This is a genomic window from Coleofasciculus sp. FACHB-1120 (assembly GCF_014698845.1).
Classification (GTDB): Bacteria; Cyanobacteriota; Cyanobacteriia; order Cyanobacteriales; family FACHB-T130; genus FACHB-T130.
Genome location: NZ_JACJTV010000009.1, coordinates 14,693 through 30,997 on the forward strand (window position 1 = coordinate 14,693; position 16,305 = coordinate 30,997).

Below are 16,305 nucleotides of genomic sequence, written 5' to 3' on the forward strand. Positions count from 1 at the left end.
CTGAAACTTAGTCCTAGCTACAGCGAATTGGCTATTGCTTGCAATACTAGGGCTTACCATTAACAACTGTACGGGCACGCGGCTAAGGTGTTAGCTGACTGAACTCAACTTATGAAGACCGATACTCCACTGCTATCTGAACAAGTCATCCTGATTACAGGCGCTTCTACTGGGATTGGCGCTGCTCTGGCGAAACTTTTAGCCACTCAGTCGCTGGGAATCAGGCTCGTCTTAGCAGCTCGAAACCAGGAAAAATTGGAGGAAGTAGCAACTTTCTGCCGCAAAGCCGGTGCTGATGTGCTGGTTGTTCCCACCGATATCTCTCAAGTTGAGCAGGCTAAAGCTTTGGCAACTAAAACAATTGACCATTTTGGGCGCGTGGATGCCTTGGTCAATAATGCTGGATATGGACAGATGGGACCCGTAGAGTTGATTCCATTTGAGGCAGTGCAGCAGCAGTTTCAGGTCAATTTACTCGGTCCGCTTGCCTTAATTCAAGCTTTAATTCCAGGAATGCGCGACCAAGGAGGTGGACGAATCATTAATATTAGTTCCCTCGGCGGACGGCTCGCGTTTCCCTTTGGGGGATTGTATAGTTCCTCTAAATTTGCTTTAGAAGGAATTAGCGATGCGCTCCGCATGGAATTGGCTCCATTCAATATCAAGGTCAGTGTGATTGAACCAGGGCCAGTCAGTACGGAGTTTTTCGCGGTAGCAGCGCAACGAGTTGAGCAAGCGATATCAACTCCACAAGATACCCCTTACCGGGCTGCTTTTGAGCGGCTAGAAGGACTAGAGGAACGAACCAGTAGTCGAGCTTGGACTTCTGAACGGGTTGCTAAAGTGGTTGTGCGATCGCTCACCGACCGTCACCCTCGTCCCCGCTACGTGGCTGCCACTGGGGGAGATATTCTGCTGTTTTTAATGAACAAGGTGCTGCCTACCAGGGCGGTTGATGCTTTCTGGCAGCGTTTCTATGGAATTGATAAAGTCGCCAAAGACTGGCAAAGTCGTCAGAAACAGGGGTAATCGGGATTGGGGAATTGTCACTCGTCACGATTGTTCCTCATTCGTCTTTGGTTTGTTGCGACTGCCTAATGACGAATCACCTTTTTCTCAATTACCATAACCCCTTACCCGTCCCTCATCTTTAAATTGCCATTCATGGATTTACTAGAATATCAAGCTAAAGAATTATTTCGGGAAATGGGCATCCCTGTTTTGCCTTCTCAGCGAATTGACCATTCCAGAGACCTAAAGGGTTTGCAAATTCCCTACCCGGTTGTTCTAAAATCACAGGTGCGTGCTGGTGGACGGGGTAGAGCTGGTGGAATTCGGTTTGCAGAAAATACGATCGATGCGATCGCGGCAGCACGAACGATTTTTAATTTGCCAATTCTGGGTGAATATCCCCAAGTTTTGCTGGCAGAAGCAAAATACGATGCCACTCGTGAATTTTATTTAGCTGTCACCCTAGACTACGAGCTTCGTCGCCCGGTGCTACTGGGTTCCTCACAAGGAGGTATGAACTTGGAAGCGGTGATGGAGCTTCTTCAGCAAGTCGTTGTAGACCAAGAATTTTCCTCTTTTTATGCCCGCCATCTGACCCTGAAAATGGGACTCCAAGGTGCCTTGATCCAGTCAGTTAGCACCGTTGTCGAAAAGATGTACCATCTGTTTGTCCAAAACGATTTGGATGGAGTGGAAATCAATCCTCTGGGTGTAAGTCCTACAGGCGAACTGATGGCTTTGGATGGCAAAATTACAGTCAATGATGCTGCCCTCAGACGCCATCCTGCTTTAGCTTCTCTCGCGGCAAAAATGCCTCAATCTGATATTGCTAAGGAAACTCCTACAGAAATCGATCCAGGGAAGTTTCTACCCATTCAGAACTGGCTAAATCGAGATGGTAATATTGGGATTCTCTGTAACGGCACCAGCTTGGCGATGGCAATGGTTGATTTGGTTTACAACGCTGGCGGCAAGCCGAGACTTTGCCTAATTGTGGGTGAGGAGGCAAGTGGAAATTTGACACCCGTATCTTGGAGAGAACAGCTCGAACAAGCGCTGGAGCGTCTCACCCAAAATAAAAACATTAAAGTATTACTGGTTAATATTTTGGGCAATACCGCAGCGAGTCAGGAAGTCGTTGCAGTTATCGATGAATATTTGCAACGAAAAGTTAGTGAAATGCCAGAGCATCCACAGCGAATGACTCGACGGGTTGGTACACCCAGCCCCAAAGACCCTCGCACTCGGATCGGCGATCGCAGACCGGAATTTCTCAGCCAGCTTCCCCAGTTTGTTGTCCGCTTGGCGGGTAGTGAACTTGACAAAACCCAAGAGCCTCTAGCCGCGATGCCCGTACACTGGAGCGATAGTCTAGATGACGCCGTTGAACAAGCGATTTCCCTAGCCAAGGCAGCAGCTAAAAGTAGATCGGCTTCCAGCACCAAACTGTGAGGCAAGGTGATTTTAGCGATCGAGCCTTCATCCTGTTTTGCTTGGCAATAGAGTTACATTCAGGACGTTGACTCGCTACTCTCAACCGGAATAGAGGTGTGGGAGATGTTAGATCCCTGCATTTGTATTAGACCTCATGTTATTAGACCTCATGTGCTGTTCGCGCACGAACGTTGCATGAAAAAATAGACTTTGGTAAAGGATCATGAAATTAACGCCAGACAGTAAAATCCTGATACAAGGCATCGCAGAACCACTTGCGGCAACCTACACTGCCCGAATGACCGCTTACGGCACTAAGGTAGTAGCTGCGGTCAGTGCCGGTCACGGAGGTCAAACACTGGATGGCATTCCGGTGTTCGACTTGGTAGAGCAGGCGATAGAGTCGGTCGGAGCGGTTGACATTAGCATTATCTTTGTTCCGCCTTACTCGGCGCTTGATGCTGCACTAGAAGCGATCGGAGCCGGTATCCGACAAATTATTCTCATTACAGGCGGGATTCCTCCCCTGGATATGGTTCGGCTGCTCAGAAAGGCAGAGGCAACTCAAACTCTCATCGTCGGCCCCAGCAGTTCTGGGATTATTGTTCCTGGTAAGGTTTTACTAGGTACTCATGAAACTGAATTTTATAGTCCTGGCTCGGTGGGACTGCTCAGCTGCTGCGGCAATCTCACCTACGAAGTAGCCTGGGAAATGACACGAGCTGGTTATGGTCAGTCGATTGCCGTCAGTATTGGCAGTGAGCCGTTTGTCGGATCTTCTGTCGTGGAATGGCTGGAAATTTTGGCAGGGGATAAAAACACGAAGGTAATTGTTTTAGTGAGCCATATCGGTTCCAATGATGAACAGGCGGCAGCAGAATACATCGTCGCTGCACTTGATAAGCCAGTAATTGTATACTTTGTCGGTCGCCTACTTCCCCAAGAAAAAATCCTAGGGCCAGGGAATGCACTTGGTTTTTGGCGTCAGGAAGCGATGCACGCTTCTCCACAGGCTGAACTTGCCGCCGAACAGACACCTGAAAATCGAAAAATTGCCGCCTTCAAGCAAGCGAAAATTCCAATAGCAGAGCGCCCTTCCCAAATTCCAGATTTGGTGAAAAAGGCGCTCAAAAAGTCGGGCTGAAGATTGAGTTAAAAAGGGAAGAGGGAGAGAAGCAGTCGCGATATTCCTCCCTCTTTGAAGTGTTCTAGCGGGCGGGTGCTGATGGACGATTAGCAAAGATTGCTTTGGAGGAAGATTCGCCTGCTAATCGCATCTGCCGCGTCACTTGTAAGCTTAGCAATGCCGTAACGCTCCACTGTCCTAAGATTGTCAGAAAAACGGGAATTGCGGAGGCTTCTTTTGCAGCTATCCAGGGAAAGGCGGTAAGCAGCCAGATACCAGAGCTTTGATAAAATGGCATCGACAGCAAGGTAAAAAAGATTGGGGGAAATACAATCAAGGCGATTACCGTTATGCCTGCCCAAAGCGATCGCTTCTCTGTTTTCAGAAATAGCAGCGTCTGAACGATACCCGCCAATATCAAGATCCAGTTGAGGCTCACAATCAAACCTAGAATCGCTGAAATTTTGTGAGTGTTTTGAGGCCAAGACAAAATCCAAGCGCCCCAAATTACGGTTTTAATTCCCAAGTTTACTGCTACTGCCACCAGTGAGGGGCTTTTTTCACCCCACAGCAAATCTTGTATTAAGTTACTTTTCCAGAACCCTTTACGGTTAGAAATGCTGTCCCGCCGGTAACGCGCCCAATCCTGCAAGGCTTGACGGTGAGGGGACAAAGCAGCAATTAAACCCAAAAACCACAGCAGGTTTACGCTTTCTACAAGGGACAGATCTCCCCACAAAGATGAAGATTCAGCAATTTTTGCCGGATTTAAGTTGTTTTGCAGACAAAAACCTAGAAGTAGTAATTCAAAGCAAGCGACTATCCAGTAACTTTGTTTTTTGCTGAGAAGCGTAGCGTTAGAATTAGAAAAACGCCGATTTAAGGCTTGCCAAATCCAGTAAGTCCACAAACCAAAATTTAGAAAGGTAAAGGCGTCAGCTAACAATAAATTACTACCAATCGGTATGTAAAACCATTGCCAACTGTATCGACCTGAATTGCTCCAATCAAAATTTGCCTGCGAAAACAGATACGCAGACGAATTCATTAAGCTTAGCAAAGGCGAAGCAAATACAAAAGTTAAAAAGCTGGCTGACGCAGCTTGAAATCCGCTCAAAAATCCATAAAGTAAGGCAGCGCTATAGAAGAAACAGTAACTAGCACCTGAGAGCAAATAAAAGCTCACCAGAAGGTAAAAAGGTACACCGGCACTAATCGCAGACCAGCAATGTAAAGGGAGTGCTAGGGCTACACCCAGATAAACTAAAATAGGCACTCCCAGGGTTTTTCCCGTCAAAATGCTTTGGCTAGACTGGGGGCTCAATCGAATGAAATTGAGGGTGCCTCGACGTTCTTCTTTGCCAAGGTCGCTGATAATCATATGCACCCCAGCAAGTAATAAGATGAGAGGCAAAATCCAATTCAAAACGCTGAATATGGTCTGCCACCATTGCTGCCACTCGATGACAATCTGACCAGCAGCATCCAAACGACAGTTGTAGTTACTGTTTCTGACGCAGAAGCTGCTGTAGGTTCCATCAAGATTTAGTTGTTCGTAAAAATATAAGACCAGTAAAAACTGACCAATCAAAGAGACACCGATAGCGATCGCTAACTTGCGAGTTTTCAGTTGTCCTTTGAGTTCGCGCAGAAACTGAGGGTTCCAATCGCCCAATCGCTCCATCCAAAGTAGGTTCATCTCTGTTTTCCTTGATCGCAAGTTTTGAGAAGAAACCCGTTTTCTGCCTCGAAAACGGGTTTTTCTAGATTCGTTTGTTTGTGTCCGAGAATTCGATTCGAGCGATCGCTATCTCTACAAGCCGGTAGCAGGTAAAGAGGGACGATTGGACATCAACGATTTCGACGCAGACTCACCCGCCTGCCGTAACTGTCGCGCTGTCTGAATACTCAACAAGCTGAACATTAGCCACTGACCCAGCACTGCCAGACCTAGGCTAGTCGCAGCAGCATCTTTTACAGCACCCCAAGCGAAGACGGAAAACAGCCATACACCAGGGATTTTAGCGGGAGAGATTGATAGTAAGCCGAACACAATCGGCGGCAATATAATCAATCCAGCCACTGTACTCGCTGCCCAGAGCGATCGCTTCGGTGTCTTCATGAACAGCATTAGCTGAGCGACGCCTGCGTAAATCAAGATTAAATTGACACTCAGCAGAATGGTCGCCAGCGCCGATCCTTTATACGCACTCGCAGGCCAAAGGAGTATCCAGGGTACCACAATAGTTGAAGCAATCAGTAAATTCAGTGCCACTGCTACCACTGAAGGGCTTTTTTCCCCCCAAACCAAATCCTGCACCAAGTTTTTCACGCGAGATGAGGTTTTCTCCCGTCGGTAACGCGCCCAATCCTGCAAAACTTGGCGGTGAGGCGACAAGGCCGCCATCAGACACAAGAACAGCGGCAAATTTAACAACAGCAAACCACCAAAATTATCAAACAGTCCGCCTGGTATAGATTCTGGATTATCTGCGCGCCATTTGGGTAAGGTTAGGGCAAATCCCAGAACAGCCACTTCAAAGCAAGCCGTTAGCACGTAACTCTGCCGTTTGCTCAGGAGAGTCGTACTGGGGTTGTGAAAGCAACGCTTCATCCCTTGCCAAAACCATAAGCTTCCCACCGCATAGTTCAGCACGCTAAAGCCGATGACATTCCAGACGCTGGTACCTAGAGGTAGGTAAAACCATTTCCAGGCTTCCAGTTGCGCCATTCCCGATGATGCTTGATAGGCACTTCCTTGAGAACTGGCATTAATGAGGTATGCCAGCACAATAGAAGGAGAAAATAGATGCAGCCAATCTAGGGGGGAATTATGGATGATTGTGCTGCTGTTAAGGCTCAAGCCAGTCATGAGGGTCAGAAACATCAGCACGATGCCACTGCCAATCCAAGACTGAAAACCACCGAGTCCACCAGCGACTAAGCCATAAAGTAAGGCGGCGCTATAGATGCAAGCGGCGCTGGCAACCACGACACCATAAAAGCCCAGAATGAGGACTAAAGGAATTTCAGCCGACAGACCTGCCAACAAATGCAAAGGAATCGCCAGACCGGCTAGGAGATAAAGTAAAATCGGCACTCCCAGCAGCTTGCCGCTGAAAATACTGGTTGTAGACTGGGGGCTGAGGCGAATGAAATTCAGCGTGCCGCGATTTTCTTCTCGCGATAGGTCGCTAATTAGCATATAGGTGCCAGCCACCAAGACGGTCATGAAGCCAATAACACTCAGCCAGACGAACACATCTAGCCACCACAACTGCCAGTTAATGGCAAAATTGCCAAGGGCATCTACAAGGCACTTCTGCCCATAACCAGGGCGATTGTCTAGGCAATATCTACTGTAGATATCGCCCATACCCGTATCAACCGGTAGTTGAGTCGCGAAACTCATCAGCAGTAGCATTTGACCCATCAGCGCGATCGCTACTGCAATTAATACATTTCGGGGTTTAAGACGCCCTTTAATTTCTCGTAACAGCTGAGGATTCCAATCTCCCAGCCGGTCACTCCAATTAATTTTCATGAGTAAAAAATCTCCAGAATCAAAATTAGTGCTGAGTTAAAAATGAGCAATTGTTAATAACTCAGTCCTCAGTCCTCAATCCTCAGTGCTGTCTTATGATGCTTGCTGGTGTCCCAGTTTGAGGAAGATGGTTTCCAGGTCTTCCTGAGTGCAATGAAATTCGGTCAGAGGTATGCCAGATTCAACGAGCGATCGCAACAACTTAGCACAATCTTCCTGACCCCCAGCAAAGTAAAGGCGCACTCGCTCTTGTCCCGTCATCACCTCCAATTCTTCGACTAAAGGATGGTTTTTCAGCTTTGATACAAGTGACTCTAGCTTACCCAACGTAGACAAGAAAATTTGCTGGCGGCTGAGGCGGCGGCGAAGTTCCTTGAGTGACGCACTTTCTACGAGAAAGCCGAGTTCCATGATGCCGACTGAGGTGCAAAGTTCCTCTAAGTCGCTGAGGACGTGTGACGAAATGACAATCGTCATCCCGGCTTCCTGCAATACTTTGATGATTTCCCGAAACTGCATCCTGGCAAGGGGATCTAATCCGGAAACGGGTTCGTCCAACAGCAGCAAAATCGGTTCGTGAATAATTGTCCGCGCCAGACTCAGGCGCTGTTTCATCCCCCGCGACAGAGTGGCAATCATGCTATTGCGCTTACCCGTTAGCTGCACCAGTTCTAAAACTTCCCGCAAGCGCTGGCTGCGGTGTGGTTCTCGCAAGCGGTAGAGACGCCCAAAATAGTCTAGGTAGTCCCAGACTGTCAAATCGTCATACAGGGGGAAGTCATCAGGTAGATAGCCGAGTCGCCGCTTCAGTGTAGGGTTGCTGTGATCGCGTTGCAGGCGATCGCCATTAATATAAATTTCGCCTGTCGTTGGCTCTTCAGCCGCCGCCAACATCCGCAGCAACGTTGTTTTACCGGCTCCATTCGGCCCTATTAGTCCATAAACTTCACCAGCTTTTACCTGTAAATCAATATCATTAACTGCAATATGTCGATCGAATTGCTTGGTGAGTCCACAAGTTTGAATTGCCAGTTCTTTTGCCATAGCTGCTGAGGGTTGACTGTAAGATGGCTTGCTTGAGTGCTAGCGTAGCTTTTACCTACAGCATTTGCCACGAGCGTTTCTGAAATTTAAACAAGATTTCAGAACCGATTAGCCTCGTAATCCCTTAAATTTGTCCAAATTATGATAATTTTTAGTCGAATAAAACATTTTACGATTTGGTTCGGCTAGCACCTTCAAGCATAGAAGGCTCTTACAAGAGCGATCGCACTTTTGGATTTCTGTCAATGCCGTTCAGTAGAATTCCGATTCGGTGTTCTTCCAATCCTCAAATAGCACAGTTGCAATCTTTGATAATTCTCCGCAAGGTATTTAATTTATTATTTTTCCTAAACCTCCTTGATATTTTTTGAACCATTCAGGATTAAGAAACAACACATCATTTTTTTAATCATTTGAAAAATGCTTGCAAATAAGCCTTGAATATTTTATCCTTTAATTCTGAATTTATCTTTTGAACACTTGATAAAATAAAAAGTGGTTGCAAAGGAGAAAGTTGTAAAGTAAAGGAGTCATTCATTAACTCCGAAAATGACACGTAAATTATCTGACATCGACCTGATAAGAGGCTGAAAAAATAGTATTGGCATCTTGGAGAGGTGAAGAATTCGGGCGGCAATTTCTTATCGTTAGCGGCATTGACTGAATGCTTCGCCCTTAGAGATGAATGGTGTCAGAACTGACTTCTCACACATCCTGATAGGCTGCCCTCACTGCCTTCTTTTTTGGCGGAAAACTAGCTATCAGAGGAATTGCTGCTGTATTTGCACCTATTACCTATTTAGATCTAGCTGGGCAGATTGTATCTGAATCTGAATGTTTTTCAGGTACATTTCCCCTGTATGATTAATAACTCGCAAGAGTTTTGAACAACCTATGACACAGCAGAACTACCGTATTACCCTACTTCCCGGCGATGGCATTGGTCCTGAAATTATGGCAGTGGCGGTAGACGTGCTGAAACTTGTCGGGAAACAATTCGAGATTCAGTTTGAATTTCAAGAAGCCCTTCTGGGGGGTGCGGCGATTGACGCTACGAGAGAACCGCTACCCGCCGAAACGCTAGAAAAGTGCCGCAATAGTGATGCTGTTTTACTCGCCGCTATCGGCGGTTATAAGTGGGATAACCTCCCTCGCCATCAACGCCCGGAAACGGGTTTGCTAGGACTCAGGGCTGGTCTTGGTTTATTTGCCAATTTGCGTCCTGCAAGAATATTACCCCAGTTAGTGGATGCCTCGTCCTTAAAACGGGAAGTGGTCGAGGGCGTCGATATCATGGTGGTGCGCGAATTGACTGGCGGTATTTACTTTGGGGAACCGCGAGGAGTTTTTGCTACGGAAACGGGCGAGAAGCGCGGTGTCAATACAATGGCTTATACGGAATCAGAAATTGACCGAATTGGGCGAGTAGCCTTTGAGACAGCGCAAAAACGCAGTGGGAAGCTATGTTCGGTGGATAAGTCCAATGTGCTGGAAGTATCGCAGTTTTGGCGCGATCGCATCACTGCTCTCTCTAAAGAATATCCAGACGTAGAATTGTCTCACCTCTATGTAGACGCCGCTGCCATGCAACTTCTTCGTTGGCCTAAACAATTCGACACAATTGTGACGGGGAATCTATTTGGTGATATCCTGTCTGATGCTGCTGCTATGCTTACCGGCAGTATTGGAATGTTACCTTCTGCCAGTTTAGGTGCATCTGGCCCCGGTGTCTTTGAACCCGTCCACGGTTCTGCCCCCGATATCGCTGGGCAAGATAAAGCAAATCCGCTGGCGCAGGTTCTGAGTGCAGCGATGATGCTGCGCTACGGCTTAGACCAGCCTGCTGCTGCCGACAGAATTGAGCAAGCGGTGATGCAAGTTCTAGAGCAGGGCGATCGCACGGGTGACATCATGTCTGAGGGGATGAATCTTTTAGGGTGCAATGCAATGGGCAATGCATTAATCCAAGCACTAGAAAAGTCTTAAGAAAATTTCATCCTCAACTGCAACAAAAATTGGTATACCTATTGCAGTTTGCAGGAATTGCACGGGTAGATTATAGACTAGCTCAAATAACAGGGGTAGATGAGTGGTTTACGCTTCACAGCAACGGTTAGAAAATCGGACGGAAAGGATAGATATCCCCGTGTTGCTAGACCCCAGCATCGTCAGAGCAGCTCGACAAATCTATCGGACTTACTCGGAAGTCCATCCAGACCGCATACAGCGCCCTCTAGGCGTGGCAATCGATCGGTATACCTATCGGGGCAAGCTGATTTTTGCAGGTAAACCGATTCTGTTGCCGCAAGAATGTTTTGTGCCTTTTAGTCAAATTGAGTCGGAAATATATTAGTTATTAGTCTAAATTGCCCTTAGTCATTAGTCATGAGCAACCAACTACTAATGACCGATGATTCATGACCCATGACTGATGACTAACTGCTATGGATGATTTGATGGCGTTGCCTGCTGCTGCGATTGTCTTCGCCTTGGGTGCCTCGATTGGAAGCTTTCTCAATGTGGTTGTTTATCGATTGCCAGCTGGGTTATCGATTCTTTGGCCCGCTTCTCGTTGCCCTCAATGCCTGCATCGACTGGGTAAAGGTGAAAATGTCCCAATAGTCGGCTGGCTGTGGTTACGGGGGCGCTGTCGCCACTGTAGAAGCAAGATTTCCATACGCTATCCACTGGTAGAAGCGACAACAGGAATGCTGTTTTTGCTAGTTTTCTTGACGTTTGGCGTCTCAGTGCAAACCCTAGGATATTGGGCTTTTTTTAGCTGGCTGTTAACACTATCGCTGATTGATTTAGACACAATGACATTGCCGAATCCACTCACTCAAACCGGATTAATTTTGGGTTTAGTGTTTCAGGCGATCGCAGGTTTTCTGCCAGCAGCAAGTTGGGCGGAAAGTGCAAATCATTTGATGTCAGGCATTGTGGGTGGTGTAGTCGGAATTTGGTTATTTGACATCATTGCCTTTGCGGGAGCGATCGCTTTTGGGCGAGCGGCAATGGGTGGAGGAGATGCTAAACTGGCGGCAATGATGGGAGCCTGGTTGGGCTGGAAGAATTTGCTACTGGCTGGGTTTTTGGCTTGTGTCCTGGGAGCCTTTGTCGGTGGGGGAGCGATCGCGCTGGCTTTGCTTAACCGGAACCGTCCCATGCCCTTTGGTCCCTTTCTGGCACTGGGAGCGCTCTTAGCCACTTTTTGGGGAGATGCGATTTGGTCTGCTTACCTGCAACTCTTTTTCCCCCTCAGTTAACCCATTCCCCACTGCCTGATTTACCGCAATACTGCCGTATTGTAAGATATTCCAGTGTCTTGGATTACTCTAAAAACAAATTGCGCTCGCTGGGAAGCTGAATTAATGCAGCAGATGCTAGCGGCTCATCAAATTCCTAGTCGGATTCTTGACCTCGGTGTGGCACCTTATTTCGGTGCGGGGAGTCCTACTGCCTTACAGGTGCGATCGCAGGATCGGTGGGCCGCTCTGCTATTATTGAGTCCGATTCAGGAAGAGCAAGCTTAAAGCGCCGGAAAATCATTTTAATAAGAGGAATTAACCGTTTTCATGTCTCTATTTGATTGGTTTGCAAATCGACGAAAATCAGAGCCAATTAGTCAACAGCGGCAAGAGCGTGAGATTGCGGATGGGCTGTGGACAAAGTGCGAGGCGTGTAGTGTCCTTGCCTATACCAAAGACCTCCGCTCAAACGATATGGTTTGCCTAGAGTGCAACCATCACAACCGGGTGTTCAGCGATGAACGCATCCGTCAGATGATCGATGCCAATACCTGGATGCCGTTAGATGAGCAGGTGTTTCCCACCGATCCGCTGAAGTTCCGCGATCGCAAACAATATTGCGATCGCTTGCGAGAAACTCAAGACAAAACTGGCTTGGTGGACGCCGTACAGACAGGAATGGGGCAATTGGAAAGCTTGCCTGTCGCCCTCGGTGTCATGGACTTCCGCTTCATGGGCGGTAGCATGGGTTCTGTCGTCGGAGAAAAAATTACCCGCCTGATTGAACGAGCTACCTGGGAAAGAAAGCCAGTCGTGGTTGTCTGTGCCTCCGGCGGTGCCAGGATGCAGGAGGGAATGTTAAGTCTGATGCAAATGGCAAAAATCTCCGGGGCATTGGAGCGTCATCAAGATGCCAGACTCCTGTACATCCCCGTTCTCACTCACCCCACAACGGGCGGCGTCACAGCTTCTTTTGCCATGTTGGGAGACATCATTCTCGCAGAGCCAAAAGCCACAATTGGCTTTGCAGGGCGTCGCGTGATCGAACAAACCTTGCGAGAAAAACTCCCCGATGATTTTCAAACTTCTGAGTATTTGCTCCAGCACGGTTTTGTAGATGCCATCGTGCCTCGCACTCAGTTAAAGAAAACCCTAGCCCAGCTTATTCGCCTACACCAATTTCTCCCCCCGGCACCGCCCCCCGTTCCCCTATCGGAAACGCTCGACTCCGAGCGCCCAGTTTCCAGATTGATCCCAAGCAACTAGACAGGGAAGGGAAAGCGACCGCAAGAGTGGGATGATATTGATATTAGAGCGGTTCAATCTCTCTCAATCATCATGGGTTTTGCAGACCTGTCCATTGCCGAAATCGCAGCAGACTATAACCTCCCAGTAGAGGAGGTTTTCAAGCTGTGCGAACAATTGGGAATCGCCTATAAAACCCAACAGAGCCGTCTGGCTCTGGAGGATGCCAAGGCCATCATTTCTAAGATTCTGTCTCAAAAGCAGGGATCGGGCACGGACGGAGGGTAAAATTAATCCCGACCAACTATCCTGAGTCCCAACAGTCGATTTTCCTTTCTGGCAATCGGCTTGCTTCTTTTTGTCCAGATGATTGGTTGAAAAGCCTGCAACTTAGGAGTCGGCTGATTAAGATTGAGTCCAGCTGTGTTGTGGATTAGAAACTCGCACCAAATTTCTTAAGGAGAACCATGCTTAAGCGATACATAAGTCTGGCTTTAGCCACTGTAATTTTCACCTTCGGATTGCTTGTCAGTCAGGTAATGGCATTTGAACTGACTGACGAACTTCGCACCGTAAAATTAAACGATCAAGGGCAGCAGGTGACATTAAGCCTAAAACAAGTCGCCGAAGGCAAACGCCTATTTAACTATGCCTGTGCTTCGTGCCATGCTGGGGGCGTCACCAAGACAGATTTCAACGTCGGTCTAGGCCCGGACGATTTGGCTGGGGCTAACCCGCCGCGCGACAACATTGCCGCTCTGGTGGATTATATGCGTCATCCCACGACCTACGATGGGGAAACTGCAATCTCTGAAGTCCACCCCAGCAAAGAGAGTTCCGATATTTATACGGTGATGAGAAATCTCACAGATGATGACATGTTTGAGATCGGCGGTCATATCCTCCTACAGCCGAAAATCCTCGGTGACCAGTGGGGAGGCGGTAAAGCCGTGCGTTAAGTAAAATTATGAGTTATGAATTTTGAACGAATTCATAACTCATAATTTTGGCATTTTGTCAATCTGTAATACGGTTATGCTGCGTCAATTCTTCTCACTTCGCCGTTTATTTTTGATTTTTGGTATCTGCTTGGGCGTCTGGATGGTCAGTTTACCGGCTCAAGCCGCAACCTCATACGTTCGGCAGTACCTGCGAGTTACCGAACCCATTTCTCTAGACTTAGATGAACAAGGTCAGACTCGCCAGTTCTCTGTGGAAGATTTCTCGGCAGGCAAGCAGTTATTTGAACAACACTGTTTAAATTGTCATGTCGGCGGTGCGACCCTGCCGAACCCAGCCGTATCCTTGTCTCTGAAGGACTTGACTGGTGCCACTCCACCCCGCAATACCATCAACAGCATCGTGGCTTTCCTTCGGCAACCAATGACCTACGACGGGAGCGAAGAAAGCTTTTGGTGTCGTCAAGTACCGGAAAGTTGGATGCCGCAACAGGAGGTGGAAACGATAGCAGCCTTTGTTCTCAGAGCTGCACAGGTAGCACCGGGATGGGGTACAAATGATTTTTGAACCTCGTGCCGATTCAGGATGCATCTGCCAATGCCTCCGATTGATAGACAGCAAAAATGTTTTAATCTTCTACAGAATGTAAGCGTTAAAGCTAAAATATTACTAAACAAAATTAATTGACAATTTTGGGAGGAAACGATGAGATTGAGAATGGCAATTCCACGAAGCTTAGGTTTACTAATTTGCACAATTCTGCTAGTAGTCTCTAGCTTTGTGTTGTCAGCTTCTCCTGCATCAGCAGAAACCTACACGATTAAAATGGGCACAGATGCCGGGATGTTGAAGTTTGAACCGGCTAAACTCACAATCAAGCCGGGTGACACAGTAAAATTTGTCAACAATAAACTAGCGCCTCATAATGCTGTTTTTGATGATAAGGGAGTGCCAAGCGGAGATAAAGCGCTAGCTAAAGAACTGTCTCACACCAAGTTGCTAAACTCTCCAGGAGAATCTTACGAGACGACTTTCCCCTCTGACACACCACCAGGCACCTATACGTACTATTGTCAACCTCACAGAGGCGCTGGCATGGTTGGTAAAATTACCGTCGAGGGTTAATAGAACCGTTCCTGGATAGTGGCGATTCAATCATAATCACCCTTGAGGTTTAAGATTTCTTCTCCTCTGTGGTGATAGAAAAAGCCTTGAAGAAGCTTAGAATAGTTCTGCAAGGCTTTTTTTTATGGCTGTACCTGTTAAGAAGAGGAGAATGAAGTTGAGGAAACTGTTATCGGTTTTACTGTTGACGATTGCGGTGTTGACAGTTGCCTTGACTCGCCCAGCTAATGCAGCTGATACAGTCAGTGGTGCTAAAATTTTCAGTGCTAACTGCGCTGCTTGCCACGTGGGCGGCGGTAACGTGATTATGGCTAACAAAACATTGAAGAAGGATGCCCTCGATAAGTATGGGATGTACTCGATGGATGCCATTGTAAACCAGGTAACGAATGGTAAAAATGCCATGCCAGCGTTCAAAGGACGTCTGAATAAAAAGCAAATTGAGGACGTTGCTTCCTATGTTATGGAAAAGGCTGTACAGGGCTGGTAATCTGGCAATAATTCTCGCAGGCACCCTGATTAAACCCCTCTAATGTAGTAGAGGGGTTTAATGTTTTAGGGATTATTCATTCCTCTACCTTCTCGCGGAGAGCGTCTCAGACTGGATCTCTGTCCTGAGGTGAAAAGACAGCTAGGAAGAAATTAAGTTATGTTGTTTCCAGCTTTTGCTTGGATAGTTAGGAAAGACGCCTGTGGTTCCTTTACGTGATGACAACCCTACACGCATCACTCCGTATGTTACTTATGGACTGATTGCGGCAAATATTCTGGCTTTTATATATGAGTTGACTTTGGCTCCACAACAGCTGGAAGGTTTTTTTCAGCTTGCGGCTGTGGTTCCTAGAGAGTTATCGGCTAGCTTTAGTGGCATCCCCGTGAATCAGCCGGTACCGGAGTGGCTGACACTGGTGACATCACAATTTTTACACGGTGGGTTTTTACACCTTGCCGGTAATATGCTGTTCCTCTGGATTTTTGGCAACAACGTTGAAGACAAGCTGGGTCACGTCAAGTACTTAATTTTTTACCTGACTTGTGGGATTCTAGCGGCTTTAACTCAGTGGTATTTTTCAATGAACTCTGGCATTCCTTCCTTGGGGGCAAGTGGCGCGATCGCGGGGGTCTTAGGAGCCTACATTCTCAGATTCCCTAAAACACAAGTGCTAACATTAATTCCTCTGGGTATCTTCTTTACCACGATTCGCGTTCCCGCTCTTTTCTTCCTGGGTTTTTGGTTTGTTCAGCAAGCTTTTTATGGCGTTGCCAGTCTGAATGCGCCTGCGAATATTGGTATGGAGCAAGGTGGAGTTGCCTATTGGGCACACGCTGGGGGCTTTGTTTTCGGAGCAATCTTAGCACCGCTGTTGGGCTTGTTTTCTTCCGATCCGGACAACAATCCAGAACAACAAACTTTTTAGCAAGCGGTTGCTGGCAGAACTGACAGATTTTGAAAATTAGGATGAAAATTAGGAAAAGTCGTCACTTCTCCTCTGAGCCAACCAAGAATCTAAACTGGTTTTTTTAGACGCTTTACAGCTTGGTTTTTTTACAAATGGCTAACTGCTCAT

General features: G+C 47.4%; 17 protein-coding genes. 14 read left to right on the forward strand and 3 right to left on the reverse strand.

The annotated features are described in order from the left end of the window. Positions 1-111 precede the first annotated feature (111 nt). From H6H02_RS10825 to H6H02_RS10835, 3 genes are all read left to right on the forward strand, one after another. Positions 112-1,029, forward strand: a complete 918-nt coding sequence (locus H6H02_RS10825; protein WP_190817432.1) for an SDR family oxidoreductase — start codon at positions 112-114, stop codon at positions 1,027-1,029. Between the two features lie 135 nt (positions 1,030-1,164). Further along, on the forward strand, positions 1,165-2,463 hold the full coding sequence (locus H6H02_RS10830; RefSeq protein WP_190817439.1) for an ATP-grasp domain-containing protein: 1,299 nt from the start codon (positions 1,165-1,167) through the stop codon (positions 2,461-2,463). 205 nt (positions 2,464-2,668) lie between these two features. Further along, positions 2,669-3,589, forward strand: coding sequence for a CoA-binding protein (locus tag H6H02_RS10835; protein ID WP_190817441.1), 921 nt, complete (start codon positions 2,669-2,671; stop codon positions 3,587-3,589). 64 nt (positions 3,590-3,653) lie between these two features. On the opposite strand, the gene H6H02_RS10840 is transcribed toward H6H02_RS10835, so the two are convergent. The 3 genes from H6H02_RS10840 to H6H02_RS10850 all read right to left on the reverse strand — a co-directional run bounded on the left by H6H02_RS10840 (position 3,654) and on the right by H6H02_RS10850 (position 8,159). Next, positions 3,654-5,270: a hypothetical protein gene (locus H6H02_RS10840; protein ID WP_190817443.1), complete on the reverse strand. Its 1,617-nt coding sequence runs from the start codon at positions 5,268-5,270 to the stop codon at positions 3,654-3,656. Between the two features lie 114 nt (positions 5,271-5,384). After that, entirely contained in the window at positions 5,385-7,115 is a 1,731-nt protein-coding gene (locus H6H02_RS10845; RefSeq protein WP_190817445.1) for an ABC transporter permease, read from the reverse strand. A gap of 93 nt (positions 7,116-7,208) precedes the next feature. Next, the gene (locus H6H02_RS10850) at positions 7,209-8,159 is read right to left on the reverse strand and encodes an ABC transporter ATP-binding protein (RefSeq protein WP_190817447.1); all 951 of its coding nucleotides are present in this window, start codon (positions 8,157-8,159) and stop codon (positions 7,209-7,211) included. An 894-nt stretch (positions 8,160-9,053) separates the two neighbouring features. Between H6H02_RS10850 and leuB the strand changes: the two genes are divergently transcribed. From leuB to H6H02_RS10905, 11 genes are all read left to right on the forward strand, one after another. Beyond that, positions 9,054-10,145: a 3-isopropylmalate dehydrogenase gene (leuB, locus tag H6H02_RS10855; protein WP_190817450.1), complete on the forward strand. Its 1,092-nt coding sequence runs from the start codon at positions 9,054-9,056 to the stop codon at positions 10,143-10,145. A 103-nt stretch (positions 10,146-10,248) separates the two neighbouring features. Continuing rightward, positions 10,249-10,512 carry a hypothetical protein gene (locus tag H6H02_RS10860; protein ID WP_190817452.1) on the forward strand — a complete coding sequence of 88 codons (264 nt, stop codon included), beginning with the start codon at positions 10,249-10,251 and terminating at the stop codon, positions 10,510-10,512. Between the two features lie 91 nt (positions 10,513-10,603). Beyond that, positions 10,604-11,425 carry an A24 family peptidase gene (locus H6H02_RS10865; RefSeq protein WP_190817454.1) on the forward strand — a complete coding sequence of 274 codons (822 nt, stop codon included), beginning with the start codon at positions 10,604-10,606 and terminating at the stop codon, positions 11,423-11,425. A gap of 54 nt (positions 11,426-11,479) precedes the next feature. After that, on the forward strand, positions 11,480-11,692 hold the full coding sequence (locus H6H02_RS10870; RefSeq protein ID WP_190414294.1) for a hypothetical protein: 213 nt from the start codon (positions 11,480-11,482) through the stop codon (positions 11,690-11,692). Positions 11,693-11,734: 42 nt separating this feature from the next. Next, complete coding sequence (gene accD, locus H6H02_RS10875) at positions 11,735-12,673, forward strand: acetyl-CoA carboxylase, carboxyltransferase subunit beta (RefSeq protein ID WP_190817455.1); 939 nt, start codon at positions 11,735-11,737, stop codon at positions 12,671-12,673. A 72-nt stretch (positions 12,674-12,745) separates the two neighbouring features. Beyond that, entirely contained in the window at positions 12,746-12,940 is a 195-nt protein-coding gene (locus tag H6H02_RS10880) for a translation initiation factor IF-2 N-terminal domain-containing protein (protein WP_190414291.1), read from the forward strand. A 179-nt stretch (positions 12,941-13,119) separates the two neighbouring features. Further along, the gene (gene psbV / locus H6H02_RS10885; protein ID WP_190817457.1) at positions 13,120-13,611 is read left to right on the forward strand and encodes a photosystem II cytochrome c-550; all 492 of its coding nucleotides are present in this window, start codon (positions 13,120-13,122) and stop codon (positions 13,609-13,611) included. 76 nt (positions 13,612-13,687) lie between these two features. Continuing rightward, positions 13,688-14,179 carry a photosystem II cytochrome PsbV2 gene (gene psbV2, locus H6H02_RS10890; RefSeq protein ID WP_190817458.1) on the forward strand — a complete coding sequence of 164 codons (492 nt, stop codon included), beginning with the start codon at positions 13,688-13,690 and terminating at the stop codon, positions 14,177-14,179. Positions 14,180-14,317: 138 nt separating this feature from the next. Next, entirely contained in the window at positions 14,318-14,737 is a 420-nt protein-coding gene (petE, locus tag H6H02_RS10895; protein ID WP_190817460.1) for a plastocyanin, read from the forward strand. Between the two features lie 157 nt (positions 14,738-14,894). Further along, on the forward strand, positions 14,895-15,227 hold the full coding sequence (petJ, locus tag H6H02_RS10900; protein ID WP_190817673.1) for a cytochrome c6 PetJ: 333 nt from the start codon (positions 14,895-14,897) through the stop codon (positions 15,225-15,227). Between the two features lie 202 nt (positions 15,228-15,429). After that, positions 15,430-16,155 (forward strand): rhomboid family intramembrane serine protease, encoded by a 726-nt coding sequence (locus H6H02_RS10905; protein WP_190817462.1) that lies wholly within the window; start codon positions 15,430-15,432, stop codon positions 16,153-16,155. The last annotated feature ends 150 nt before the right edge of the window (positions 16,156-16,305 follow it).

Coding starts and splice junctions, on each gene's coding strand:
- H6H02_RS10850 (WP_190817447.1), bottom strand. CDS start 8,159: ATGGCAAAAGAACTGGCAATTCAAACTTGTGGACTCACCAAGCAATTC.
- H6H02_RS10835 (WP_190817441.1), top strand. CDS start 2,669: ATGAAATTAACGCCAGACAGTAAAATCCTGATACAAGGCATCGCAGAA.
- H6H02_RS10830 (WP_190817439.1), top strand. CDS start 1,165: ATGGATTTACTAGAATATCAAGCTAAAGAATTATTTCGGGAAATGGGC.
- H6H02_RS10845 (WP_190817445.1), bottom strand. CDS start 7,115: ATGAAAATTAATTGGAGTGACCGGCTGGGAGATTGGAATCCTCAGCTG.
- H6H02_RS10825 (WP_190817432.1), top strand. CDS start 112: ATGAAGACCGATACTCCACTGCTATCTGAACAAGTCATCCTGATTACA.
- petE (WP_190817460.1), top strand. CDS start 14,318: ATGAGATTGAGAATGGCAATTCCACGAAGCTTAGGTTTACTAATTTGC.
- psbV2 (WP_190817458.1), top strand. CDS start 13,688: ATGCTGCGTCAATTCTTCTCACTTCGCCGTTTATTTTTGATTTTTGGT.
- H6H02_RS10865 (WP_190817454.1), top strand. CDS start 10,604: ATGGATGATTTGATGGCGTTGCCTGCTGCTGCGATTGTCTTCGCCTTG.
- H6H02_RS10840 (WP_190817443.1), bottom strand. CDS start 5,270: ATGAACCTACTTTGGATGGAGCGATTGGGCGATTGGAACCCTCAGTTT.
- psbV (WP_190817457.1), top strand. CDS start 13,120: ATGCTTAAGCGATACATAAGTCTGGCTTTAGCCACTGTAATTTTCACC.
- leuB (WP_190817450.1), top strand. CDS start 9,054: ATGACACAGCAGAACTACCGTATTACCCTACTTCCCGGCGATGGCATT.
- accD (WP_190817455.1), top strand. CDS start 11,735: ATGTCTCTATTTGATTGGTTTGCAAATCGACGAAAATCAGAGCCAATT.
- H6H02_RS10880 (WP_190414291.1), top strand. CDS start 12,746: ATGGGTTTTGCAGACCTGTCCATTGCCGAAATCGCAGCAGACTATAAC.